General features: G+C 71.1%; 21 protein-coding genes and 1 tRNA gene. 12 read left to right on the top strand and 10 right to left on the bottom strand.

Annotated features, from left to right (window positions below; translation table 11 throughout):
* The first annotated feature begins 10 nt into the window (after positions 1-10).
* From ABD352_RS34365 to ABD352_RS34375, 3 genes are all read left to right on the top strand, one after another.
* Complete coding sequence (locus ABD352_RS34365; RefSeq protein WP_344616698.1) at positions 11-1594, top strand: chaplin family protein; 1584 nt, start codon at positions 11-13, stop codon at positions 1592-1594.
* 172 nt (positions 1595-1766) lie between these two features.
* The gene (locus ABD352_RS34370) at positions 1767-3281 is read left to right on the top strand and encodes an acyl-CoA carboxylase subunit beta (protein ID WP_344616699.1); all 1515 of its coding nucleotides are present in this window, start codon (positions 1767-1769) and stop codon (positions 3279-3281) included.
* A 12-nt stretch (positions 3282-3293) separates the two neighbouring features.
* On the top strand, positions 3294-4451 hold the full coding sequence (locus ABD352_RS34375) for an acyl-CoA dehydrogenase family protein (RefSeq protein ID WP_344616700.1): 1158 nt from the start codon (positions 3294-3296) through the stop codon (positions 4449-4451).
* A 17-nt stretch (positions 4452-4468) separates the two neighbouring features.
* On the opposite strand, the gene ABD352_RS34380 is transcribed toward ABD352_RS34375, so the two are convergent.
* A complete protein-coding gene (locus ABD352_RS34380) occupies positions 4469-5944 on the bottom strand; it encodes a glutamate-cysteine ligase family protein (protein ID WP_344616701.1) in 1476 nt (491 codons plus the stop codon).
* Between the two features lie 189 nt (positions 5945-6133).
* Complete coding sequence (locus ABD352_RS34385) at positions 6134-6709, bottom strand: YceI family protein (RefSeq protein WP_344616702.1); 576 nt, start codon at positions 6707-6709, stop codon at positions 6134-6136.
* Positions 6710-6806: 97 nt separating this feature from the next.
* On the opposite strand from ABD352_RS34385, the gene ABD352_RS34390 reads away from it, so the two are divergent.
* Entirely contained in the window at positions 6807-7295 is a 489-nt protein-coding gene (locus tag ABD352_RS34390) for a MarR family winged helix-turn-helix transcriptional regulator (protein WP_425553763.1), read from the top strand.
* A gap of 211 nt (positions 7296-7506) precedes the next feature.
* Here the strand turns inward: ABD352_RS34390 and ABD352_RS34395 are convergent, their stop codons facing one another.
* The 4 genes from ABD352_RS34395 to ABD352_RS34410 all read right to left on the bottom strand — a co-directional run bounded on the left by ABD352_RS34395 (position 7507) and on the right by ABD352_RS34410 (position 15040).
* Positions 7507-10524, bottom strand: coding sequence for a helix-turn-helix domain-containing protein (locus ABD352_RS34395; RefSeq protein ID WP_344616703.1), 3018 nt, complete (start codon positions 10522-10524; stop codon positions 7507-7509).
* A gap of 79 nt (positions 10525-10603) precedes the next feature.
* Positions 10604-12715 carry an MMPL family transporter gene (locus ABD352_RS34400; RefSeq protein WP_344616704.1) on the bottom strand — a complete coding sequence of 704 codons (2112 nt, stop codon included), beginning with the start codon at positions 12713-12715 and terminating at the stop codon, positions 10604-10606.
* A gap of 415 nt (positions 12716-13130) precedes the next feature.
* The gene (locus tag ABD352_RS34405) at positions 13131-14492 is read right to left on the bottom strand and encodes a hypothetical protein (protein WP_344616705.1); all 1362 of its coding nucleotides are present in this window, start codon (positions 14490-14492) and stop codon (positions 13131-13133) included.
* Positions 14493-14665: 173 nt separating this feature from the next.
* Positions 14666-15040: a hypothetical protein gene (locus tag ABD352_RS34410; protein ID WP_344616706.1), complete on the bottom strand. Its 375-nt coding sequence runs from the start codon at positions 15038-15040 to the stop codon at positions 14666-14668.
* Between ABD352_RS34410 and ABD352_RS34415 the strand changes: the two genes are divergently transcribed.
* Positions 15032-15703: a PASTA domain-containing protein gene (locus ABD352_RS34415; RefSeq protein ID WP_344616707.1), complete on the top strand. Its 672-nt coding sequence runs from the start codon at positions 15032-15034 to the stop codon at positions 15701-15703. The two genes, ABD352_RS34410 and ABD352_RS34415, sit on opposite strands and share 9 nt — an antisense overlap.
* A 225-nt stretch (positions 15704-15928) precedes the next feature.
* On the opposite strand, the gene ABD352_RS34420 is transcribed toward ABD352_RS34415, so the two are convergent.
* Entirely contained in the window at positions 15929-16219 is a 291-nt protein-coding gene (locus ABD352_RS34420; RefSeq protein WP_344616708.1) for a hypothetical protein, read from the bottom strand.
* Between the two features lie 376 nt (positions 16220-16595).
* Between ABD352_RS34420 and ABD352_RS34425 the strand changes: the two genes are divergently transcribed.
* The 4 genes from ABD352_RS34425 to ABD352_RS34440 all read left to right on the top strand — a co-directional run bounded on the left by ABD352_RS34425 (position 16596) and on the right by ABD352_RS34440 (position 19173).
* On the top strand, positions 16596-17396 hold the full coding sequence (locus tag ABD352_RS34425; RefSeq protein WP_425553765.1) for a helix-turn-helix domain-containing protein: 801 nt from the start codon (positions 16596-16598) through the stop codon (positions 17394-17396).
* A complete protein-coding gene (locus ABD352_RS34430; RefSeq protein ID WP_425553766.1) occupies positions 17396-17623 on the top strand; it encodes a DUF397 domain-containing protein in 228 nt (75 codons plus the stop codon). The genes ABD352_RS34425 and ABD352_RS34430 overlap by 1 nt, the downstream gene beginning before the upstream one ends.
* A 188-nt stretch (positions 17624-17811) precedes the next feature.
* On the top strand, positions 17812-18318 hold the full coding sequence (locus tag ABD352_RS34435; protein WP_425553767.1) for a hypothetical protein: 507 nt from the start codon (positions 17812-17814) through the stop codon (positions 18316-18318).
* Positions 18319-18876: 558 nt separating this feature from the next.
* Positions 18877-19173 (top strand): hypothetical protein, encoded by a 297-nt coding sequence (locus ABD352_RS34440; protein WP_344616710.1) that lies wholly within the window; start codon positions 18877-18879, stop codon positions 19171-19173.
* A 165-nt stretch (positions 19174-19338) separates the two neighbouring features.
* Here ABD352_RS34440 and ABD352_RS34445 read toward each other — a convergent pair whose 3' ends face one another.
* The 3 genes from ABD352_RS34445 to ABD352_RS34455 form a co-directional block, all read right to left on the bottom strand.
* Positions 19339-20145 carry a WecB/TagA/CpsF family glycosyltransferase gene (locus ABD352_RS34445; RefSeq protein ID WP_344616711.1) on the bottom strand — a complete coding sequence of 269 codons (807 nt, stop codon included), beginning with the start codon at positions 20143-20145 and terminating at the stop codon, positions 19339-19341.
* A 4-nt stretch (positions 20146-20149) separates the two neighbouring features.
* Positions 20150-21223: an NAD-dependent epimerase/dehydratase family protein gene (locus tag ABD352_RS34450; protein ID WP_344616712.1), complete on the bottom strand. Its 1074-nt coding sequence runs from the start codon at positions 21221-21223 to the stop codon at positions 20150-20152.
* A 351-nt stretch (positions 21224-21574) separates the two neighbouring features.
* Positions 21575-21657: transfer RNA gene (locus tag ABD352_RS34455), tRNA-Leu, on the bottom strand.
* A gap of 157 nt (positions 21658-21814) precedes the next feature.
* Here ABD352_RS34455 and ABD352_RS34460 point away from each other — a divergent pair.
* From ABD352_RS34460 to ABD352_RS34470, 3 genes are read left to right on the top strand one after another with little or no spacing between them, the layout of a single operon-like run.
* Positions 21815-22594: an FHA domain-containing protein gene (locus tag ABD352_RS34460; RefSeq protein WP_344616806.1), complete on the top strand. Its 780-nt coding sequence runs from the start codon at positions 21815-21817 to the stop codon at positions 22592-22594.
* 40 nt (positions 22595-22634) lie between these two features.
* A complete protein-coding gene (locus ABD352_RS34465) occupies positions 22635-23114 on the top strand; it encodes an FHA domain-containing protein FhaB/FipA (protein ID WP_344616713.1) in 480 nt (159 codons plus the stop codon).
* Positions 23111-24520 carry a PP2C family protein-serine/threonine phosphatase gene (locus ABD352_RS34470; protein ID WP_344616714.1) on the top strand — a complete coding sequence of 470 codons (1410 nt, stop codon included), beginning with the start codon at positions 23111-23113 and terminating at the stop codon, positions 24518-24520. Before ABD352_RS34465 ends, ABD352_RS34470 begins: the two co-directional genes overlap by 4 nt.
* The last annotated feature ends 79 nt before the right edge of the window (positions 24521-24599 follow it).

Consider the following 24599-nt stretch of genomic DNA (forward strand, 5'->3'; position numbering starts at 1 on the left):
CACTTCCACCATGAAGACGTGGGTTCGTAAGTCGCTCAACGTGGGCGTGCTTTCCGCGGGCTTCCTGCTCGTCTCGGGCGGCGCCGCGCACGCGGACTGGACGACCGGCTACAACGCCGGTCTGCTGAATGGCAATCAGTTCGACACCACCCTGCAGGTGCCGGTCAACGTCTGTGGCAACTCGATCGCGGTGCTCGGCTTCGCCGACGCGCACTGCGGCGGCGGCGCCACGGCGGTCAAGACCGAGAGCGCCAGCGCCACCGAGAGCGCCACCACGGAGGACTGGACGACCGGCTACAACGCCGGCGTCGCCAACGGCAACCAGCTCGACACCACGCTGCAGGTGCCGGTCAACATCAGCGGCAACGCCGTTTCGGTGCTCGGCTTCTCCAGCGCCTCCAGCTCGGGCGGGGCCACCGCCGTCAAGGGCGGCGTCAGCGCCGACAACGACGGCCACGGCCGCCGCCACCACCGCGGGGGCAACGGCAACGGCAACGGCGGCTACAACGCCGGCGGCAACGGCTCCTACAGCGCCGGCAGCAACGGCAACTACGCCACCGAGGGCGTCGCGAACCGCACCGAGGACTGGACCTCGGGCTACAACGCGGGCCTGCTCAACGGCAACCAGTTCGACACCACGGCCCAGCTGCCGATCAACGTCTCCGGCAACGCGATCGCGCTGCTGGGCTTCGCGGGCGCGTCCAGCCAGGGCGGCGCGTGGGCGGTCAAGGGCGAGAGCGCGACCACCGAGAGCGCTCAGGCCACCGAGTCGGACCACACCACCGGCTACAACGCGGGCCTGCTCAACGGCAACCAGCTCGACACCACGCTGCAGCTGCCGATCAACCTGTGCGGCAACTCGATCGCGATCCTCGGCTTCGCCAGCGCCAACTGCGGCGGCGGCGCCACCGCGGTCAAGGGCGACGTCAACGGCGGGGGCCAGGGCGGCGACAACGGCTGGGGCCACGGCCACGGCCACCACCACGGCGGCAACGGCAACGGCCAGGGCGACGGCGGCTACGGCAACGGCTCGGACAACGGCGACAACGGCTACGGCGCGGACACCAACGGCAACAGCAACGCCTACCCGCACAGCAGCGGCAACGCCAGCGACGTCAAGGCCAACAACGCGTCGGCCAAGGCCCACATGCACAAGGCCAAGACCTCGAACCACAAGTCGGTCTCGCTGGACGAGCACGCCAAGAAGAACCACAAGGGCACGGGCGCGGGCCTCTCGCCGGCCAGCGACAACGGCTACGGTGGCGGCTCGGGCGTCGGCGACGACAACGGGTACGGCAACGGCCAGAACAACGGCGGTTACGACAACGGCTCGGGCCAGGGCAACGGCGACGACAACCACGGCCGTCGTCACCACCGTCACCACGGCGGCAACGGCTCGAGCAACGGCGGCGGGGCCACCGCGGTGAAGGGCGGCTGCGGCGACTGGACCACCGGCTTCAACGCCGGCCTGCTCAACGGCAACCAGTTCGACACCACCGTCCAGGTGCCGGTGAACATCTCCGGCAACGCGATCTCGCTGCTGGGCTTCTCCAACGCCTCCAGCTCGGGCGGGGCGCTCGCCTACTCCTGCTGACGGCGATTTCCGACGGCATAGCGGTACCCCCTGAGCCGCAGGGGGTACCCGGACCACCTGGCCGGATGCACACCGACCCGCGTCCGGCTTGGAACTTCACCTCCGCGTCGGCTAACCTGAACGATCGTTAGGCGTGAACGATCGTTCAGGTTGCCGACGCGGAGGTTGCACCATGGAGGGTGAAGCCCTCACCCAGCTTCGGAAGCGGGTCGAGGCCGGTGGCGCCGAGAAGTACCACACGGCAAATGCCGCCCGCGGCAAGCTTTTCGCGCGCGAGCGGGTCGCCCTGCTCGTCGACGAGGACTCCTTCGTCGAGGACGGGCTGTTCGCCAACGCCCTCGCCGACGGACTCCCGGCCGACGGGGTGATCACCGGCACCGCGACCGTCGACGGGCGGCCGGTCTGCCTCATGGCCAACGACTCCACCGTCAAGGCCGGGTCCTGGGGCGCGCGCACCGTCGAGAAGATCATTCGGATCATCGAGAAGGCCTACGCGACCGGGGTGCCGATGGTGTACCTCGTCGACTCCGCCGGCGCGCGCATCACCGACCAGGTCGAGCTCTTCCCCGGCCGGCGCGGCGCCGGGCGCATCTTCCACACCCAGGTGCGGGCCAGCGGCAGCATCCCGCAGGCCTGCGCGCTCTTCGGCCCCTCGGCCGCCGGCGGCGCCTACATCCCCGCGTTCTGCGACGTCGTGGCCATGGTCGAGGGCAACGCGTCGATGTACCTCGGCTCCGACCGCATGGTCGAGATGGTCACCGGCGAGAAGACCACCCTCGAGGCCATGGGCGGCGCCCGGGTCCACTGCGCCGAGAGCGGCGTCGGGCACTTCCTGTGCAAGACGGAGCAGGACGCCATCGAGACCGTCCGGTCGTACCTGTCCTACCTGCCCTCCTCGTGGACCGCCGACCCGCCGGTCGCCGCCGCGGCGGAGGCGACGGGGCTGCCCGAGATCCCGGCGAGCGAGCGGCAGGCCTTCGACATGCGCAAGGTCGTCCGCGGCCTGCTCGACGAGGGTTCGTACTTCGAGATCCAGGCCCTCTGGGCCCGCGAGCTCACCGTCGGCTTCGGCCGCCTCGACGGGCAGACCGTCGGCGTCGTGGCCAACAACTCGATGTTCAAGGGCGGCGTGCTCTTCGTCGACTCGGCCGACAAGGCCACCCGCTTCGTCCAGCTCTGCGACGCCTTCAACGTGCCGCTGCTGTTCCTCGCCGACGTGCCCGGCTTCATGGTCGGCTCCGCGGTGGAGAAGCAGGGCATCATCCGCCACGGCGCCAAGATGATCACGGCGATCTCCGAGGCGACGGTACCGAAGATCTGCGTCGTCGTGCGCAAGGCCTACGGCGCCGGCCTCTACGCGATGGCCGGCCCCGGCTTCGAGCCCGACGCCACCATCGCCCTGCCCACCGCCAAGATCGCCGTGATGGGTGCCGAGGCCGCCGTCAACGCCGTCTACGCCAACAAGATCGCCGCGATCGAGGACGCCGACGAGCGCGCCGCCTTCGTCGCGGCCAAGCGCGCCGAGTACGACCGCGACATCGACATCATGCGCCTGGCCAGCGAGCTCGTCGTCGACGCCGTCGTGGAGCCGGCGGCGCTGCGCGGCGAGCTGGTCCGCCGCTTCGCCGCGGCCCGGTCCAAGGACCGCGGCTTCTCCCGCCGCCGGCACGGCGTCACACCCGTCTGAAGGGGCCGCACCATGGTTGACTTCGCGCTTTCCGAGGACCTCGAGGCATTGCGCGCCACCGTCCGGGAGTTCGCACACGATGCGGTCGCCCCGGTGATCGGCGACTACTACGAGCGCCACGCCTTCCCCTACGACCTGGTCCGCCAGATGGGCAAGATGGGCCTGTTCGGCCTGCCGTTCCCCGAGGAGTACGGCGGCATGGGCGGCGACTACTTCGCCCTCTGCATCGCCCTGGAGGAGCTCGCCCGCGTCGACTCCTCGATCGCGGTGACGCTGGAGGCCGGCATCTCCCTCGGCGCCATGCCGATATATCGGTACGGCACCCAGGCCCAGAAGGAACACTGGCTCCCGCGCCTGACGTCCGGCGAGGCCCTGGCCGCCTTCGGCCTGACCGAGCCCGGCGCCGGCAGCGACGCGGGCGGCACCCAGACCCGCGCCGTCCAGGACCCCGCCACCGGCGAATGGGTGATCAACGGCTCGAAGGCCTTCATCACCAACTCCGGCACCGACATCACCGCCCTGGTGACGGTCACCGCCGTCACCGGCACCAACCCCGACGGCAGCAAGGAGCTGTCGGCCATCATCGTGCCGAGCGGCACCCCGGGCTTCACCGTCCAGCCCGGCTACTCGAAGGTCGGCTGGTGCGCCTCCGACACGCACGAGCTGTCCTTCGACGACGTGCGCGTGCCCGCCGAGAACCTGCTCGGCGAGCGCGGCCGGGGCTACGCCCAGTTCCTGCGGACGCTGGACGAGGGCCGGGTGGCCTTCGCCGCGCTCGGCGTGGGGCTGGCGCAGGGCTGCGTCGACGAGTCGATCGCCTACGCGAAGCAGCGCCAGGCCTTCGGCAAGGCCATCGCCGAGTACCAGGCCATCCAGTTCAAGATCGCCGACATGGAGAGCCGCGCGCACACGGCCCGCCTGACCTACTACGACGCCGCGAGCCGCCTGGTGAACGGCCGCGACTTCAAGCGCCAGGCCGCGATCGCGAAGCTCTCCGCGAGCGATGCGGCGATGCTCAACGCCCGCGAGGCGACGCAGGTCCACGGCGGCTACGGCTTCATGAACGAGACCCCGGTCGGCCGCATGTACCGCGACGCGAAGATCCTGGAGATCGGCGAGGGCACGTCCGAGGTCCAGCGCATGATCATCTCCCGCGCGATCGGCCTGTAGCCCGAGGCGCGGGGCGGTCAGATCGGCCAGGTGTGGACCGGCACGTTCTCGTGCAGGCCCTCGGAGTACCGCTGCAGCATCTGCCGCAGCGCCGCCGGCCGGTCCAGGTGGTGGCGCTGCTCGAGCGACTGCACGACCCTCGTCTGCCAGGTCGCGCCGTTGATGCCCGTGCGGCACCGGGCCTCGATCACGCCCAGCAGGCGGTCGCGGATGGCCGGGTGGACGCCGAAGCGGTCCAGGCCTGCCTCGGCCAGGGGCAGCAGATCGGCCAGGACCAGGTCGGCCGCGGCGATCTCGCCGCGGTCCGGCCACCACACGTGGGCGTCGAGTCCCTCCCGGGCCGCGGTGTGGAAGTTCTCCTCGGCCGCAGAGAACGGCATCTGCGTCCAGATGGGCCGTTCCTGCTCGCAAAGCTCGCGGACCAGGCCGAAGTAGAACGCGGCGTTGGCGAGCTGGTCCACCACGGTAGGGCCGGCCGGCAGGACGCGGTTCTCGACGCGCAGGTGGGGGCGGCCGTTCATGATGTCGTACACCGGGCGGTTCCAGCGGTAGATCGTGCCGTTGTGCAGGCGCAGCTCGCCCAGGTGGGGCACGCCGCCGGCCTCCAGCACCGCCACCGGGTCCTCGTCCTCGGTGATGGGCAGCAGGGGCGGGAAGTACCGGACGTTCTCCTCGAACAGGTCGAAGATCGACGTGATCCAGCGCTCGCCGAACCACACCCTCGGGCGGACGCCCTGCGCCTTCAGCTCCTCCGGCCGCGTGTCGGTGGCCTGCTCGAACAGCGCGATGCGGGTCTCGGCCCAGAGCCGCTTGCCGAAGAGGTACGGCGAGTTGGCCCCCACCGCGACCTGAACGCCGGCGATGGCCTGGGACGCGTTCCAGTACATCGCGAATTCCTCGGGCGCGACCTGCAGGTGGAACTGCAGGCTGGTGCACGCCGACTCGCCCGCGATCGAGTCGGACTGGGCCTCCAGCCGCTCGTGGCCCCGGATGTCGAGCGCGATGTCCTCGCCGCGGGCGTTGATGATCTGGTCATTCAGGAGGCGGTACCGCGGGTCGTTGGACATGTTCGCGAGCACCAGGTGCTCGGGCCGCAGCGTGGGAAGGATCCCGATGAGCACCAGCCGGGCGTCGGACTTGTGCGCGCGCTCGTCGGCGTGGACCAGGCTGGCCAGGACCTCCCGCTCGTACACCTCCAGCCCATTGCCCTCGATCACGCGCGGTGCGACGTTGATCTCCAGGTTGAACTGGCCCAGCTCGGTCTGGAACGACGGGTCGGCGAGGTCGGCCAGCACCTCGGCGTTGCGCATGGCCGGCTGCGCGTCCGGATCGATGAGGTTGACCTCGATCTCCAGGCCGGTCATCGGCCGGTCGGAGTCGAACCGGAAGTCGTTGAGCATCAGCGCGAACACGTCCAGGCAGCGACGAACCTTCCGTCGGTATCGAGCCCGGTCCTCACGCGAGAAGGCGCCCCGTGTGACTTCCTGGCCCATGCCTGCCCCCTGGCCCCTCTTGGACCCCCCACGTTAGGAGGAGTCCAGACGTACCGCTAGGGACAAAACGGACATGAAGTCAGCCGACGGTGAGCAGAACCTTGCAGAGGGTGGGAGAATTCGCCCACCCTCTGCACGATGGTCAAACACCGGCGAATCGGAAATTTCCAGATTTACCGGCGGCTGGGCTCAGGCCTGGCGCACGCCCTCGGCGCCGATCTCGATCTTGACCTTCTTGCCGACGAGGACGCCGCCGGTCTCGAGGGCCTGGTTCCAGGTGATGCCGAACTCCTCGCGGTCGATTTCGGTGGTCGCGCTGAACCCGATGACCTCCTGGCCCCACGGGCTCTTGGCGTGGCCCTCGAACTCGACGTCGAGCTCGACCTGGCGGGTCACGTCGCGGATGGTGAGGTCGCCGACGAGCTTGAACTCGTTGCCGGAGAGCCCGACCACGCGGGTGCTCTTGAAGGTCAGCGACGGCCACTGCTCCACGTGCAGGAAGTCGGGGCTGCGCAGGTGGCCGTCACGGTCGGCCACGCCGGTGTCGATGCTGGCCGCGTCGATGGTCACCTCGACGTGCGACTCCAGCGGGTCCTCGGCGATGACGATGCTGCCGGTGGCGCTGGTGAAGCCGCCGCGCACCTTGCTGACCATCATGTGGCGCGCGGTGAAGCTCACGCGGGTGTGCGCCGGGTCGAGCTCGAACTTCCCGGGCGTGGGGATGGTGAGACCGTTGTACTCGCGGGTGTTGGCGGGTGCCGTCATGATGACTCCCTCGGTTGTGCGGTTCGGAAGAAGATTGCCGCCGCAAATATACACTCGGCAGACTCTCGTTCGTCAAGCTCTCTGCTAGACTTGCACTGTGACCGACGAAATGCTGGAAGATCCGCGAATCACCGCCATGGGCCTGTTCGTGGAGGCCTTCTCCGGGGTGAACGCGCGGCTCAACGTCCAGCTCGCCGAGCACGGCCTGGGCAACGTCGACTTCGAGGTGCTGGTGCGCCTGGCCCGCTCGCCGGGCGGGGAGCTGCGCATGACCGACCTGGCCGCCCAGACGGGGCTGTCGACCAGCGGCGTGACCCGGGTGGTCGACCGCCTGGAGCGCGACTGCCTGGCCACGCGCCGCGCCTGCCCGACCGACCGTCGCGGCTCGTTCACCGTGATCACCCCGGCCGGCTTTGCCAAGATGCGCGAGGTGCTGCCCGGGCACGTGGCCCTGATCGAGGAGTGGTTCACCGGCCGGCTCGGCCAGTCGCAGCTGGAGGCGTTGCTGAGCGGGCTGCGCACGATCCGTGACGCGGTCCGGCCGGAGGCCACGTCGGGCGTGCCGCCGATGCGCTCGGCCGCCTGAAATCCGTCCCGGGCTTCGCGGGCCGGATTCGTGCACGGGTTCATCGCTGCTGCTCCCGGCCGGTAACGTGAGGCATTCTCGCGACGGACGGTCAACGATCGCCCACCGGCAGAATTACCGGCAGGTCCGGGGTCAATTGTACGTACACGTCGGAATCTTCGGATTTTTGGCTTCTTGGCTGGGATAACGTCGGCCGCCGGCACGGACGAAGTTAGGTGGGCAGGCGTGACATCGCCGCCAGGGGGTCTTCGTCCGTGCCTTCCAGGTGGGCCAGGAGCCGGCGCTCGCGGGGCAGCAGCGCCATCCGGGCCCGTTCCCGCAGGCCGGTCAGGTCTTCCACGGCCCGCGCGCGGCGCGGGGGGTCGGCGCTGGCGGCCAGGCCGGTGAGCGCCTCCAGCACGTCACGGATGTCGTCGCGGCCGGCCAGGAGGTCGGCGGCCGACTGGAACGCGCCGGCCGCGGCCGGACGGTCGCCGCGCGACAACGCCAGGTAACCCTCGATCATCGCGGTGGTGCCGGCGCTGCCCGGCACCGCGGCCAGCTCGGACACCACGCGGGCCGCCTCGTCCGGGCGGCCGGCCTCGGCGAAGGCCTGGCCCAGGGTGCCGAGCACGCGCACCCGGTGGATCGGGTCGCCCACCTCGCCGATCGCGGCGGCGGCCCCGCGGGCCAGGTCGACGGCCTCGTCGAAGCGGCCGTCCAGGCGGGCCACCTCGGCCAGGTTCGCCTCCGTGAGCGCGCGCAGGCGGGCGTCGCCGGCCTCGGCCGCCCGCCGTCCGGCGCCGGCGAGACGGCGGGCCGCCGTGGTCAGGTCGCCGGCCAGGATGTCGGTCCAGGCGAGGTTGTTCTGGGCCACGGCGATCTCGCGGGGGCGGCCGGCCCGGATGGCCAGGCCCAGCACCACCTCGTTGTGCCGGCGCGCCTCGTCGGCCCCGCCCAGCGCCTGCCAGATGCCGGCCAGCAGCGCCCGCGCGGTCAGCTCGCCGGCCACGTCGCCCCGCCCGGCCAGCACCTGCAGCGCCGCCTCGGTCGCGCACAGCTCGCGCACCCCCTGGCCGTGCGCCATCGCGAGCATCGCCGCGCCGACCTGGGCCCACGCCCGCACGCCCGGGTCGCAGTCGCGGGTGCGCCGGTCGTCGAGGAGCCGGCGCAGCAGGTGGTAGGCCTCCACGTCCCGGCCGCGCAGCCGGCACCAGCGCGGGATGGCCCCGGCGAGGCGAAGGGCGACCTCGGGCTCGCGGACCGCGGCGTACCGCAGCGCCGAGCGGATGTCGCTGTTCAAGTAGTCCAGGCGCGCCACCGCCTCGGCGCTGGCCGGCCCGGTCAGGTCGGCCGACACGCGCACCGCCACCCGCGTGATGACCTCGGCGTGACGCAGCCGGGCGGCCCGCAGCTCGCCCGCGTCCGCGCACCGCTCGGCGGCGAAGTCGAGCACCACGTCGAGCAGGCGGAAGCGCAGGTCACCCGGGCCGCGCACGCTCACCAGGCCGAGGCCGACGAGCCGGTCCAGCACGGCCACGACGTCCTCGACCACGCCATCGAGCAGCGCCTCGGCCAGCTCCACGGACCACCGGCCGCGCAGCGTCGACAGCCGGCGCAGCGCCGCCTGCTCGCGCTCGGAGAGCAGCTCGTAACTGGCGGCGACCGCGTCGCGCAGCCGCCGGCCCGCCGGATCCGCCGGGTCCGTCGGGGCGAGGGCCAGGACCCGGTTGCCGTACCGGGACAGCAGCTCCGCCAGCTCCAGTACCCGCCCCCGGGCCGCGGCCAGCTCGATGGCCAGCGGCAGCCCGTCGAGCCGGCGCACCAGCTCCGCGATCGTCGCGATCTCGTCGTCCCGGGCGGGCTCGCGGCGCACCAGCCGCAGCCGCTCCACGAACAGCGCCACCGCCGGATTGCGCCGCACCGCCTCGATGTCCGCGGCCGCCGGATTGCGTAGCACCGTCTCGATGTCTGCCGCCGCCGCCGGATTGCGCCGCGCCGTCTCGATGTCCGTGGCCGCCGCCGGATTGCGCCGCGCCGTCTCGATGTCCGTGGCCGCCGCCGGATTGCGCCGCGCCGTCTCGATGTCCGTGGCCGCCGCCGGATTGCGCCGCACCGTCTCGATGTCCGCGGCCGCCGGCACCTCGAGCGGCTGGACCTGCCAGTCGACCGCGCCCGGCAGCTCGGCGGCGAGCGGCCGGCGGGAGGTGGCCAGGATGCGCACCGACGGCACCCGCGCCCGTAGCCAGCCGATCGCCTCGACCGCGGCCCGGTGCGACCGGTCCACCCCGTCCAGCACCAGCAGCGCCCGCCGGCCCGCGTACCGCTCGACCAGCTCGTCGGCCCGTGCCACCCCGAACACGGCGGCGACGGCGGAAAAAATGTCGGTGGGCTCCGATACATTGGTGACGGTCACGGAGACCGCGGTCCAGCCGGCCAGCGCCACGGAATGTGCCACCGAGTGCGCCAGCCCGGACTTACCGACCCCTGCCATGCCGATCAGCGCGATGACCTCGGCCGCCGCGCCCGGCTGCGGGGCCATCGCGGCCCGGTCGGACGCGAATCCGGCACGGCCCGAGCCCACGGCGGCGTCGGGCTCCGGCGCGCCGAGGAGCTCCAGCAGCTCCGCGATGTCCGTGGCCCGGCCGACGAGCGGCGGCAGCGTCGGCAACGGCAGCGGCCCCGCCGACGCCTGCTGGTTTCGGCCGGCGCTTGGCGCCGACGGGTCTTTGCTGGGTGGCGCTTGCTGAGGTCCGGCTGATGTTCCCCCTTGGGCGGGGGCGTCCGAGGCCGCCCGTGCGCTCGACATTGCTGGGGTGCTCGACGCTTCCCGAGCGCGGTTGTCCGGCACCTTCCGAGAGTCGGGGTCCTCGCGGGGTGTCTCCCGGAACCGGGTCGCCCAGCCGTTGGTGTTCGGCGCCGCTTCGGCTACGTACGGGACGAGCTGGGCATCCAGGGTGCGCGGCGCGTCCGGGATGGAGTCGCGTGCGCGCGGCCGCCCGGCCGACGCGGCCAGGAAGGCCTCGCGGTCCGGGCCGGTCAGGGCCAGCGCGTCGGCCAGCAGTGCCACCGTGTTGCGCTGCGGCCGGCTCACCCGGCCGCGTTCGAGCTCCCGCAGCGTCCGCACCCCGAGGCCGGCCCTCGTGGCCAGTTCGTCCTGGGTCAGTCCCCGGGCGAGTCGGCGGGTCCGCAGCGCCGCGGCGAAGCCGGCCCCGGCGTTTTGCGGATCATGATCCGCCACTGGAGACATGTTGTGGAAGGGTACTGAGCGGAGGGGGGCCGAAACAGGCAGCCGTCGGAACCACGACCAATGTCAATATCCGACTCAATTAGGTGTGGGCGCCGGCCTGATCCGGCCGGGTGCGGCGGCGCAGGAAGCTCGGCGCCCACCAGTTCCAGGCGTCCAGCATGGCCATGAGGGCGGGCAGAAGCAGGCCGCGGACGACGGTGACGTCGATGAGGATGGCGACCGTCATGCCGACGCCGATCTCCTTGACGGCGACCAGGCCACCCAGGGCGAAGCCCAGGAACACGATGCCGATGCAGACGGCGGCGGCGGTGACCACCGGGCCCGAGCGGGTGATGCCGCGCAGCACGGCCCGGCCCGTGTCGGGGCGCAGGTCGTACTCCTCCTTGATCCGGGCCAGGAGGAACACCTCGTAGTCCATCGACAGGCCGAAGATGAAGACGAACAGCAGCACCGGGGTGGTGAGGTCCAGTCCGCCCCAGGAGTCGAAGAAGAGCGGCACCTCGCCCCAGCCCCACTGGAACAGCACCACGAGCACACCCAGGGTGGCCGCCAGGGTCAGCAGGTTCATCAGCACGGCCTTGAGCGGGATGACCACCGAGCCGGTCAACGCGAAGAGCAGCACGACGGTGACCAGCAGCACGATCAGCGCGGCGGCGGGCAGGCGGGCGGCGAGCGAGGCGCGGTAGTCGACCACCTCGGCCGCCGGGCCGGTCACCCACTTCGCCACCGGGGTGGGCACGGCCCGGATGCGGCGCACCAGGTCGTAGCCCTGCGTCCCGCCGACGCCACCCTTCGGGGTCACGTCCAGGATCGTCCAGCCGGCGGGCACCTTGTCGCGCACGTCCTGGCGCAGCAGGTCGCCCGGCAGTTCGTTGGCGATGCGGTTCATCAGGTCGCGGACCTCGGCCCGCTCCGGGCCGGCCTGGACGAGCACGACGACCGGCTCGGCCTCGTCGTTGAGGAACTTCGAGGCCATGATGTCGTACTGCTGGCGGGCCTCGTTGGAGTGCGGCAGCGCCCGGGCGTCGGAGTTGGCCAGGTTGGCCCCCAGCAGGGGCGCGGCCAGGATCAGCAGGCCGAGCGTGGCCAGCGCGGCGACCCGGACCGGGTCACGTTGCGCGCGGGTGGCGAGCACGGCGAGTACACCCGGGCCGGTCTTGAACTTGAACGGCAGCCGGAATCCCTCGCCGAACGGTCGGATGCGCCCCTTGCACACGGCGATGAGCGCCGGCACGAGGGTGAGGGCGGCCAGCGTGGCCAGCGCGACGACCGCCGCCCCGCCCAGCGCGACCGCGGCCAGCAACGGCTCGGCGAACGCGGTCAGGCCGGCCATCGTCAGCGTCACCGCGAGTCCGGAGATCGCTACCGCCCGCCCGGCCCGCCGCACGGCTACGACCAGCGCCTCGGACGGCTCGTGACGCAGCAGCTCCTCCCGGTAGCGGGCGACGATGAGCAGCGAATAATCGACCGCCAGCCCGATGCCGAGCAGCGTGACGACATTCAGCGAGTACTCGCTCACCTTCGCCGCGTAACTGATGCCGAGCAGGAGCAGGAGCGAGCCGGTCACCCCGGCGACCGCGACGGCCAGCGGCAGCGTGGCGGCGAGCACCCCACCGAAGATCAGGAACAACGCGACCAGCAGCGCCGCGAAGGCGACGCTCTCGCCGATCGCGAGGTCGTGCACGGACTGGTCGGCGAAGGCGCGCTCGGCGAGCTTGGTGCCGCCGACCCGGACCGTGGGCGCCTTGATCAGTTCGAGGCGGGCCTTGACCCGGTCCTCGAGCGCCTCGCGCGGGGCGTCGGCGAGCCCCGGATCGAGCTCCACCTGCACGCTGACGCTGCGGTTGTCCGCGCCGATCTGGCCGCCGACGCCGGTGTAGAGATCGTTGACCTCCTTGACGCCGGGCATGGCGCGCACATCGCGGGCGGCGTCGCCGACGGTGGCGACGAGCGCCGGATCGTACGGCTCGAGGCCCTCCACCACGGCGATCACCAGCGCGCCGCGCGGGGCGAGCTCGTCGATGCGATGCTGCCCGACGGCCGACTCGCTGTCGGGCCGGTTCGTGTCGGTGGTGGCCAGCCGGTCGAACAGGCCGCCGCCGAAGACCGCGCCGGCGATCGTCACCGCCAGCCAGGCGCCGAGGACGATCCAGCGACCGCGGTCCATGAGCGCAGCGAGTTTCGCGAACACGGCAGTATGCAAGCACGGCTCGCATCCGGCGGGGCATCCTCCGTCCCGCCACTCGGCCGCCGGGCCACGGCAAAAGGCCACCCCGGCGTCCGATGCCACAGCCCAAGCAAGGTCAAGCAAGCAAGCAGCTCCGGCCGAGCGGCCTGAGCTGAGTTGGGCTGGCCGAGCTGATCAGGCAAAAGCGCGACGGGCCGAGCCGAGCGGAAGGGGCCGAGCCAAGGTGCCCAGGCCAAGCTGAGCCGGGCCGGGACCGGGCGGGCTGAGCCGGGCGGGTGTCACGGCCCAAGCAGAGCGGACCGGCTGAGTGCCCCAGCCGAGCATCCCCGGCCAAAGCACGCCGGCCGGGCTGAGCTGAGCGGATCGAGCCAGGCCGGGCCGAGCGGCCCCAGCCCGGCGGCCCAGCTGAAAGGCCGAGCTACTCGGCGGGCTTGCCCCGGCCCCGCTTGGTGCGCCCGGACGGCTTGGCCGGCGCTTCCTCGGTGACCGGCTCGGCGGAAGGCCACAGCGGGGCGACGCTCGCCGTGCCCGTCGCCGCCGGCATGTTCAGCTTCGGCGCCGGTTCGTCGTCGACCGTGTCCTCGGCGTAGGCGCGGTTGCCGGCGGAGTCGGAGGAGTACGTGCGGCCGTACGCCCGCGGCGGGGCGTACGCGTCCGACTCCATATCGGCGGCGCCCGAGTCGAGCTCCGCCGCGCCGACCGTGACCGGCTCCCGCGACTTGGTCGCGCCGGTCGGGATGGGCAGCGGCTCGGGCAGGTCCTCGTCCTGCTCGCGGCGGCGCGAGTCGGCGGCGTCGGCCTCGGCCAGGGCGGCGGCCCAGTCCGAGTACTCGGCGGCGGAGCGGGCGTCGCGATCATCGGCGGCGGCGCGGCGGGCGGCCCGGTTCTGGGCGTGGTAGCCGCGCGGCCCGACGGCGGACACGATCACGGAGCCGGCCAGGCCGGCCAGCATCGCGTACGGCGCGATCACGAACGCCGACATGTGCTGGTCGTGCTCGCCGAGCGCGGGCACGGCCAGGAGGTAGGCGATGGCCACCAGCAGCGGCCCGGCGAGGCCGGAGACGGCCACGCCGACCCGGTTGTCCCCGCGCCGCCCGGCCGGCCACGCCGCCAGGGCGCCGATGAGCAGCGCGATGACCAGCATGAGCAGGGCGCCGGGCAGGTTGACCATGCCGCGCACCCAGGTCGCGTCGGTGAACTGCCAGGTGCCGAGCTGGGCGGCGGTGGCGGTGTTGCCGTCGGCCCGCACCACGTCGGCGACGGCGACCACGGCGAGCGTCCACAGCCAGGCCGACGAGGCGATGATGTTGGCCGCGACGGCCCGGGCGGCGAGCGCGCCGACGGCGACGAGGAGACCGAGGATGAGCCCGGCGATCGCGTACCCGCCGGCGGTGAAGTACGGGGCGACGTTGTCCGGCCGCGGCGTGCGCGCCGGGATGGCGACCAGCGGCACGATGATCAGCGAGCCGACCGCCGCGGCCAGCGCGATCACCACTCGCCAGGCGACGACGAGGGCCTGTCCGCCGAAGCTGTGCGGGTCGGCCGGGACCGGGGCTCCGGCGCCGGCGAGCCGGTCGGCGCAGATGGCGCCGATGACCGTCGAGGACGCGGCGAGCCAGGTCACCCAGGCCAGGCTGCTGACCCACACGGTCGCGCTGTCGCCGGTCGGCTGCCAGGAGACAATCCCCAGGCCGTAGCCGAGACCGAGCTGCGCGGCACCCGCGCCGGCCGCCACGCCGATCGCCGTGAATATTGAGGTTGCCCAGCTTCGTGCCGCCATGCCGCGCAGCGTACGCCGAGCCGTCCACCCGGGCGAGTCGAAGTCGGGCTCACGTCAGCGCCCCGGCCCGCGCCGTGTTATGGCCCTGCCCGGCTGGGCATTTGGTAGCTGGAGAGGGGCGGACAAGTCGGGCAAGGTGGTGAACTGGACGTATGGGGAACAACGCGGACCGGTCACCGGACGATGAGTCCTCGACGCAGCCGTTCTGGCCTTTCGGCGGCGACGAGGGTGCCGCAGATGTACCGCACCCAGCCTCCGCATCGCCACGGCCCGACTCTCCGGGCGACGAAACGCGCGCTCACGGCCCCGAAGAGACCACCCACCCGCAACGCCCCGCCGACGCGACCGAGGTGCACCGCCGAGGCGACGAAACGCAGGCGCAGCGGCCAGGCGACACGACCCAGGTGCAACGCCCAGGCGACACGACACAGGTGCAGCGGCCCGGCGACGCCACACAAGTGCAGCGTCCCGGCGACGCGACGCGGGTGCAGCGTCCCGGGGATGCGACGCGGGTGCAGCGCCCCGGGGATGCGACGCGGGTGCAGCACCCGGGGGACACGACCAGGGTGCAGGGGTCCGGTGGCGGCGCGACCTGGGTGGAGGAGCCGGCCGATCGGGGCGAGCGGTGGACGGCCCGCGCCGGCGTGCCCGCACCCGGGGACCCGTCCCTGCGCCGCCCCGCCCCGCAGGAGTGGGTGGAAGAGGAAGAAGACCCGTACCAGGGCCGGCCCTGGTACGGCCCGGTGATCGTCGGCCTCGTCGCGCTGGTGCTGGTCGCCGCCCTGGCCGTGGGCCTGTTCCTCATATACCGGGCCACCGTCAACGGCCAGAACGCGCCCGGCGGGGTCGCGCCGCCGGCCGCCACGACCTCGGCCCCGCCGCCCGCGCCGGCCACGAGTGCGCCGCCGTCCCCGTCGGTCGAGCCGTCCTCGGAGGCCCCGCCGACGAGCGCAGGCCCGCCGGCCGGCCAGGTGGTGATCCCGCAGCTGCGCGGGAACACCCTGGCCGAGGCGACGGTGAAGCTGCAGGTGCTCGGGCTGAACGTGGACGTCCAGCGCCGGGCCGACGACACGGTGCAGCCCGGCGAGGTCATCGCCACACGCCCGGGCGAGGGAACCGCCGTCGCCCCGGGCGACACGGTCACGCTGATCGTCGCCGCCCCGGCCTCCCCGCCGCCGTCCCCGGCACCCAGCGCCTCGGCCAGCGACTGACGCAGAAGCTGGCGACTGACGCAGAAGCTGGCGACTGACGCAGAAGCTGGCGACTGACGCAGAAGCTGGCGACTGACGCAGAAGCTGGCGACTGACGCAGAAGCTGGCGACTGACGCAGAAGCCAGCGACTGACGCAGAAGCTGGCGACTGACGGAAAAGCCGACGCGTAAAAAGCAAGCGGCCACCGCGCCTGGCGGTGGCCGAACGAGGACGGGGGGTGGGGGTCAGCCGACGGCGACCGGGATGCCGGCGTCGGCCGGTGCGGTGGTGCGGGCGGGGGTGGCGGTGCGCTGGCTGCGGGTGACGAAGCCCGGCTGCAGGCCCTGGAGCTGGACGAAGATCGAGCGGCGCTCCACCGCGTCGCCCGCCGTGTTGAGCTGGTAGCCGTCCAGCCAGGCCCAGCCGTCGTACGTCTGCCAGTCGTGGACTCTGATCACCCGGAACAGCATGGGCTGCGTGAACTGCACACTCGCGGCTTTGGTCACGCGCAGCACGTCACCGGTCCTCGGTAACACGGTGGAACTCCCGTCATCCGTCGGCGTGTGGGGGGAAGCCGGTCACGGTGTCCGTCGCGGGGCGGGCCCGTAACCGCCGATCGGTATCGATCGTTTGTCGCTGCGTCCATCCGGGGCCGGATTGATCGGTCAAGTGAACTCTCCGTGGCCCCAGCCACACGCTCAGGTTGCCCGAGAATCTTGATCATTGCAACTTGCAGGACGAAGTTTCCACCAGAGGTATGAGTCAACGTTTGTCGCGCCGCGCCGCCTTGCGCGGCTTTACCATGTTGCGCTGATCCATACGTAAGTTATCTACGTAGGTCCCGCGGCACGGAGGTGTGACAACGTGGCAAGTCGGCGAGGCAGCCCCACCCTCCGGCGTCGGCAGCTGGGCATGGAATTGCGCCGGCTGCGCGAGAACGCGCACGTGACCATCGACCAGGTGGCCGAACGCCTGGAGTGCTCAGGCTCGAAGATCTCCAGGATCGAGACCGGTCAGACCGGCGTGACCCCGCGCGATGTGCGCGACATGCTGGACATCTACGGCGTGGATCCCGAATATGCCGACCAGCTGCTGACGATCGCGCGCGAGGCGCGGCAGAAGGGCTGGTGGCAGCTGTACGGCGACGTCCTCACGAGCGCCTACGTGGGACTCGAGGCCGCCGCCGATCACATCCGCTCGTACGAGGCACTCGTCGTTCCCGGGCTGCTGCAGACCGAGGAGTACGCCCAGGCGATGATCCACGCCGCCCGCCCCGACATCGGCGCCACAGATGTCGAGAAAAGGGTGCGTGTCCGGATGGGCAGACAGTCGTTACTCACTCAGGATGACCCGCTCGATCTCTGGCTGGTACTGGACGAGGCAGTCCTTCACCGCCCGGTCGGCGGAAGGGCGGTCATGCGGCGCCAGCTCGAGCACCTCAGCCTGGTGGCTACGTGGCCGAACGTGACCTTGCAGGTCCTGCCCTTCTCCGCCGGTGCGCATGCCGGCATGGATGGTGCATTCACGATGTTGCTGTACGACGAGTCTGCCGGGCAGAACTTCGTGTTCGCCTCGAACGCGGCGGGTGGTCTCTTTCTCGAGAAGGACGACGAGCTGCAGCGCTACGGATTCATCTTTGACTACTTGCGCGCCAATGCACTCCGTCCGGACGAGTCGGTGTCGATGTTCGGGAAGCTGACAAAGGAGCTGTAGTGGAGATCGAAACCAAGGGCTTCAGCGTGAACCTCGACGGTGCCGCGTGGCGCAAAAGCACCCGCAGCGGTCCGTACTCGGACAACTGCGTCGAGGTCGCGTTCGTTGGTGGAGCGGTGGCGCTCCGCGACTCGAAGGACAAGGCCGGGGCGGTACTGCTGTTCACCGCGGAGGAATGGCTTGCCTTCGTCGGCGGGACCAAGGACGGGGAATTCGACCTGGCGTGACGCACGCCCCGGCGCTATTCGGCCGGCCCGCTCCCGCGGTGTAACGCCTGCGGGGGCGGGCCGGTCGCTTTTGCAGGCGTTTTGGCGGCTTTGCGTGGCCGGAGCCCGGGGAGCGTCGTTGTAGGTATGAGTGCCGCGAATCGCACCGATTGTGGCGCTTCCCCCCGAGTGAGATAAGGCTTCCTACCGTGAACATTGGCCCCGAAAACTTCGGCAACGGATCGTCGAAGACCGACGACCGTTTCTCCGGGCAACTGGGTAGCTACCGTCCGGGCGGTCGCCGGGACGGCATCGGCGACGGGCCGCTCGACGACCTGTCGCCCCGCAATGGCTCGTCGCTGGACCGGGCGTCCATGCCACTGGACATGACGCCGCCCAAGCTGCCCGAGTCCTCGCTCGTCGCGGACCTCGGCCCGCTGACCGGCGCCTCGCTGAGCGGCGGCTCGCTGAGCAACGGGTCGCTGAGCTCCGGCTCGCTCGGCAGCAGCGCGCTCACGGAGCCGATGTTCGGCCGCGACTCGTGGCTGGACACCCCGAGCGCGTCGATGGCCGACCACCCGCTGCTGCGCGGCCTGCTCATGGAGTTGCCGCCGAAGGGCACGATGCCGCAGCAGGACTGGCTGGACCGCTGGTTCGAGGCGGCCCGCAGCATCCTCGAGCTGATCTACTCCCAGGAGTCCCGGCCGCTCAAGTGACCCCGTCGCGCGCACCTGCCTGTCTATCGACAGGTCGATCCGCACCCTGTAGAAACAGGGAGGACTCGACCTGGGGAGGTCGGACGGGCTCCGGGTGCGCCGATCGCGCGGCCGGAGCCCGTCGATAACAGCCGCCCTCGCCGCGCCGCCCGCCCTGCCGAAACCGAACATCGCCCGACCGGTGCGCGCTCTCCCGCGCCCGTCGCCCCCGCGTGCGCGCATGACCGCGGCCGGCCGCCGCGGTCACCGACCTGCAGCCCTACGTCGCCCCCGCGTGCGCGCATGACCGCGCCCGCCACTTCCACCTCGGCCGAGGCTGCGACCCGACGGCCCCCGAGGCACGGGTGACGCCCGGGAAGAAGGCGGTCATCTCCCTCAAGACGGCCCACGAGCGGCCGATTCGGGGGGTGCCCAAGATCAGGGAAATCGGCCGAATGTCCGATTGGCCGAGCCACGTTCGGCCGAGCGGCATGTCGCAAAGTTGATGGTCGATCTTGAAATGTCCGCTTAGCTTGGTCGGAGTTTGCTGGTGTTAACGGGGAGGCAAGGGTGAGTGACGTGACAGACTTGATCTTCGCTTTCGTGAGCGGCTTCGGCCTCCTGGCCCTGAGTGTCGGCGCTTTCGGCGTCCTGGACGCCTACCACAAGCGCGGGCTCGGCGAGCGGCGGGTCGACTTGTTGATCGGTCTGTACGCGCTCGGCGTCGTGGCGAACATCGTCGCGTACGTGATGGCCGACCGTTGGTACATCGCCGCCCCGCTGGCCCTCATGCTGTGGCCGGCCGAGCGCGCCCTCGACAAGCGCGGCACCTTCAAGCGCCGCACCACCAAGGTCGACGCCATCACGGGCCGCTGAACCCGGGCATTTCCCCCACACGCCGCCGGGTGTGATGTTTCTGGCAATCCCGAATCTTCCCGCGAAAGGTCCGAGCGCGCTGCGTTCGGACCTTTCGCCTGTCGGGGTATAAATCCGATAAGTCGTGGCGCGCCAGCGCCCGACTTATCGGTCCAGCGGCGAGCGTCAGACGGCGAAGGTCTGCAGGGGCTCGGTGGCCGGGGCGGGCGGGGCGGCGCGCCACAGGCGGGTCTTCTGGGCGCCCAGGCGGGCCAGGTAGTTCGGGTTGAGCAGGATGTACCGGCGCCACAGGCGCTTGGGCTCCAAGCCGAGGCGCCACAGCCACTCCAGGGCGTAGCGCTGCATCCAGGGGGGCGGGTTCTTCAGGCCGCCGGCGTGGTAGTCGAAGGCGGCGCCCACGGCCAGCATCGGGGCGTTGACCAGGTGCTTCATCGCGTAGACGAAGACCTCCTGGCGTGGGCAGCCGAGGCCGACCATGACCACCCGGGCGCCGGAGTCGCTGATCCGGGCCGCGATCTGCTCCGGCTCGCCGGGCTGGGCCTGGCGGAACTTGGACGGCTCCATGCCCGCGATCTTCAGCGCGGGGTAGCGCTCGTGCAGCTTCTGCGCGAGGCGGTCCAGGGTTTCCTGGGTGGAGCCGTAGAAGTACACCGGGAGGCCCTCGGCGGCGCTGGCCTCGAGCACCTTGAGGGTCATGTCCGGGCCGTAGACGCGGTCGGCCAGCTGGGCGTGGTGGAGCAGGTTCAGCGCCCACCGCACGGGCTGGCCGTCCGGAGTGACCAGGTCGAACGAGTTGAGCCGCGCGCCGTGGGCCTTGTCCTGGACGCCGGTCATGACGCCGTGGACGGCCAGCGCGGTGACCGCGAGGGGCCGGCCCTCGCGGGCGGCCCGCAGGATCTTGTCGACGGCGCCGTCGTAGTCGACGGCGCTGACCTCGACGCCGAGGACGTTGCGCTTGCCCTGGTCGATCATCGGCTCAGGCTTCCGGGGTCCACTTGCCGACGTTGGCCTCGTAGATCTCCTGGCAGATCATCGGCACGTCGTAGACCTGCTTCCAGTCGGGGTAGTCGAGCTGGAACCGCTCGTTGGAGCCGATCCACCAGATGTGGTCGCCGACGCGGTTGGCCTCGTGGTACTCGGTGATCATCTCGTTGCCGGTGATGCTCTGGGCGAGGGCGAAGGCCTCCAGCATCGAGGTGTTGGAGTGCCGGCCGCCGCCGAGGTTGTAGACCGCGGCGGAGCGGGGGTTACGGAAGAAGGCCTCGAAGGCGCTGGTCACGTCGTGGCTGTGGATCGCGTCGCGGACCTGCTTGCCCTTGTAGCCGAACATCCGGTAGGTGCGCTGCTCCATGTTGCAGCGCATCACGTACGCCAGGAAGCCGTGCAGCTCGGTGGCGGAGTGGGCCGGGCCGGTGAGGGTGCCGCCGCGGAAGCAGGCGGTCTTCATGTCGAAGTAGCGGCCGTACTCCTGCACCATCACGTCCGCGGCGACCTTGGAGGCGCCGAAGACGCTGTGCAGGCAGGCGTCGATCGACATGTCCTCCTTGATGCCGCCCTCGTACGGATGGCCGGGCTCGATCTCCCAGCGGGTTTCGAGCTCCTGGTACGGCAGGCTGTTGGGCCGGTCGCCGTAGACCTTGTTGGTCGAGCAGTGGATGAACGGGGCGTCGATGCAGTGCTCGCGCACGTTCTGCAGCAGGTTGAGCGTGCCGCCGGCGTTGACGTCGAAGTCGGTGAAGGGGTCGCGGACCGCCCAGTCGTGCGAGGGCTGGGCCGCGGTGTGGATGACGACGGCGATGTCCTTGCCGTAGCGCTTGAAGATCGCGGCGACGGCGTCACGGTCGCGGATGTCGACGTCGTGGTGGGTGTACGAGTCCCCGAGGTCACTCGTCAGGCGCACGACGTTCCACGCGGTGGAGGCCTCGTTGCCGAAGAACCGCTTGCGCATGTCGTTGTCGATGCCGACGACGTCGAGGCCGAGGGAGGCGAAGTGGCGCACCGCCTCGGATCCGATGAGGCCGGCCGAGCCGGTGACGAGTGCGACGCTCACGTTGGCAGTCTCCCTGGAAACGACGGGAACTCGAACGTCCGGAGCATACCGTGGGCCCGCCGACGGCTATTGACACGGCGAACCCGGCAGGGAGGCCCCCCAGGGGCCGACCGGTGTCTGACGGGAGCAACGGTCCGCAAGTGACGCGGCCTGAGTCAAAAATACGACGACCCCGACCACGGACAGTAACCACCGACCGGGGGACCGTAAGCCAACCGCGGACAGCAACCGCGGAAAGGGGGGTCGTTGGGTGGGCGAAGCCCCCCACTTTTAGCGAGCGAAGCGAGCGGGAGGAATCCACCGCAGACAAGGCAAGGGGCCTCCGCCACGAAGCAGGAGACCCCTCTGCGGTGGGGAAGGGGGGAGTTGAACCCCCACGCCCTTTCGGGCACACGGACCTGAACCGTGCGCGTCTGCCATTCCGCCACTTCCCCGCAGGTCACAATGTTGCGTGACCGGCGCTCCAGAGCATACATCGTTCCTACTCGGCGAAATCACCGGGTAGGCACTAGGCTTCCCTGGGCGCCACGGAAGAGTAGCACGGGCCGACCGGTCAGCTTGCATACGGGCGTGCGACGTCCGGATACCATCATGACCTCGGAACCCGAGGAGGAACCGGTGAGTGTGCTGCAGCGCTTCGAGAAGCGCCTAGAGGGCCTGGTTGAGGGGGCCTTCGCCAAGGTCTTCAAGGGGGTCGTCCACCCCGTGGAGATCCTCAACGCCATGCAACGGGAGGCGGAAGCCCACAAGGCGATTCTGGCCGGCGGGCGCACGCTCGTGCCGAATCGCTACGTGATCGACCTGTCGCCCTACGACCACAGCCGGCTGGCCCCGTACGCCGCCGCGCTCGCCCAGGAGCTCGCGCAGTCGCAGGCGGAGTTCATCGGCGAGCAGGGCTGGACCGTCTACGGCGATGTCATCGTCGAGATCGAGCGCGGCGACGGGCTGGACACCGGCATGTTCCGGGTCACCGCGGAGGTCTACACCGGTGGCGACGTTGCGCCCCCGCCGGCCCCGGACCCGTACGGCGGCTACAACCAGGGTGGCGGCGGCTACGGCCCCCCGCCCGGCGGCCCCGGCGGCCCCGCCCGCAACGTCCGACTGGTGTCGGGCGACGGGCGAAGCTACCCTCTGTCGATTGGCTCGACCGTGATCGGCCGGGGCGACCAGGCCAACATGCGGCTCCCCGACGTCGGCATCTCGCGGCGCCACGCGCGACTCGACTTCGACGGGGCCCAGGTCGTGCTGACCGATCTCGGCTCCACGAACGGCACCATGGTCAACGGACAGCGCGTCTCTGCCGTCGCGTTGAACCCGGGTGACATGATCCAGCTCGGCACGACCACGCTGACCTACCGCGTGGATGGATGACCGTACTTCACGTAGGCGGATCTGAATGAGCGCGTCGTAGATGGAATTCGTCATCACGGTTGCCCGGTACGGGCTACTCGTGCTGCTGTGGATCTTCGTATTCACGGTGGTGGGAGTGATCCGCCGGGACCTGTTCGCGGGCTCGCGTTCGAGCCGGATCGTCGCCGCACCCCGGGGGGTTGGTGCGGTGGCGGCCCCCGGCCGTCCGGCGAAGGTCAAGCGCGGCAAGACAGCCAACCAGCTCTTCGTCACCGCCGGCGCGCTGGCGGGCACTCGCATCACACTCGGCGAGGCGCCCATCACCATCGGCCGGGCGGAGGACTCCACGCTGGTGATCACTGACGACTACGCCTCGTCCAAGCACGCTCGCCTCGTACCGCGCGCGGGCCAGTGGTACCTCGAGGATCTCGGTTCGACCAACGGGACGTACCTCGACAAGACCAAGGTCAGCGCGCCTACCCCCGTCCCCCTCGGCGTGCCGATCCGCATCGGCCGCACTTCTCTCGAGTTACGGCCATGACCCTCACCTTGCGCTATGCGGCTCGCAGCGACCGCGGTCTGATCCGGAGCGGAAACCAGGATTCCGTTTACGCCGGTCCGCGGCTGCTTGCCGTTGCCGACGGCATGGGCGGCATGGCCGCCGGTGACGTCGCCAGCAACATCGTCATCGCCACCATGGCGCCACTCGACGAAGACGTGCCCGGTAACGCCATGATCGACACCCTCCGGGGCGCCGTCGACCTGGCGAACCAGCAGATCCGGGACGCCGTCGAGGAGAACCCGGCCATGGAGGGCATGGGCACGACCCTGACCGCCATGCTGTTCTCCGGCTCCAAGATGGGCATGATCCATATCGGCGACTCCCGCGCCTACCTGGTGCGCGACGGGGAGTTCGCCCAGGTGACCAAGGACGACACGTACGTCCAGATGCTCGTCGACGAGGGCCGCATCAGCCTCGAAGAGGCCAACAGCCACCCGCAGCGCTCACTGCTGACCCGGGCGCTGGACGGCCGCGACGCCGACCCCGAGTACTCGGTGCGCCAGGTGAAGCCGGGCGACCGGTACCTGCTGTGCAGCGACGGGCTGTCCGGCGTCGTCAGCGCGGAGACGATCGAGTCCACCCTGCGCGAGTACGTCGACCCCAACCAGTGCGCGAGCCGGCTCATTGAGCTGGCGCTGCGCGGCGGCGGGCCGGACAACATCACCGTGATCGTCGCCGACGTGACCGACGAGGACATCGTCGAGGAGCGGCCGATCGTGGGCGGCGCCGCGGCACAGGACCGGGGCATGGCGACCTCGGCCGACCAGTCGATGTCCTCGGCCCGGGGCGCCGCGCTGGCCGCACCGCGCCCGCCGGTGCCGGACGACGACCCCAGCGGCCGCGGCCCGGCCCCCGCCCATGCCCGCGACGACCAGGAGCCCCGCTCCCGGCGCCACCCCGTGCGCACCACCCTCCTCCTCGTGGTGCTGCTCGGGCTGCTCGGCGGCGGGCTCTGGTACGGCTGGACCGTCACGCAGTCGAAGTACTACGTCGGCGCCACCGATAGCGGCCGGGTCGCGATCTTCAAGGGCGTGCCCGGCAAGGTCGCCTGGCTGAAGCTGTCGTCGGTGTACCAGGAGAGCGACACGCTCACCCTCGACGACCTCAACGAGGTCGCGCAGGGCAATGTCCGGCAGGGCATCCAGGTCGACACACTGCGGCAGGCCCAGGCGAAGATGGCCGAGCTGGAGGACCCGACCAACCTCTCACGCAAACAGGTCTGTCCGTCGGCGCACCCCGCGGAGTCGGAGTCGCCGTCGGCGTCTACGTCCGTGGTGACGTCGCCGGCGTCGCCCGCCAACAACCCGGCCGGCTCAACCGCGCCGAGCGCCGCCGAGACGTCCCTGACCTCCACGCCGACCCCGACTCCCGCGGCCAGCTGCTGACGTGGCCCAGGCCGAACTGACGTGCTGAGGAACAAAGGAAGCCAGTTGTGACCGCCACCGCCATCCCGGCTCCGTCGCC

Source organism: Dactylosporangium salmoneum, assembly GCF_039532525.1.
GTDB lineage: Bacteria > Actinomycetota > Actinomycetes > Mycobacteriales > Micromonosporaceae > Dactylosporangium > Dactylosporangium salmoneum.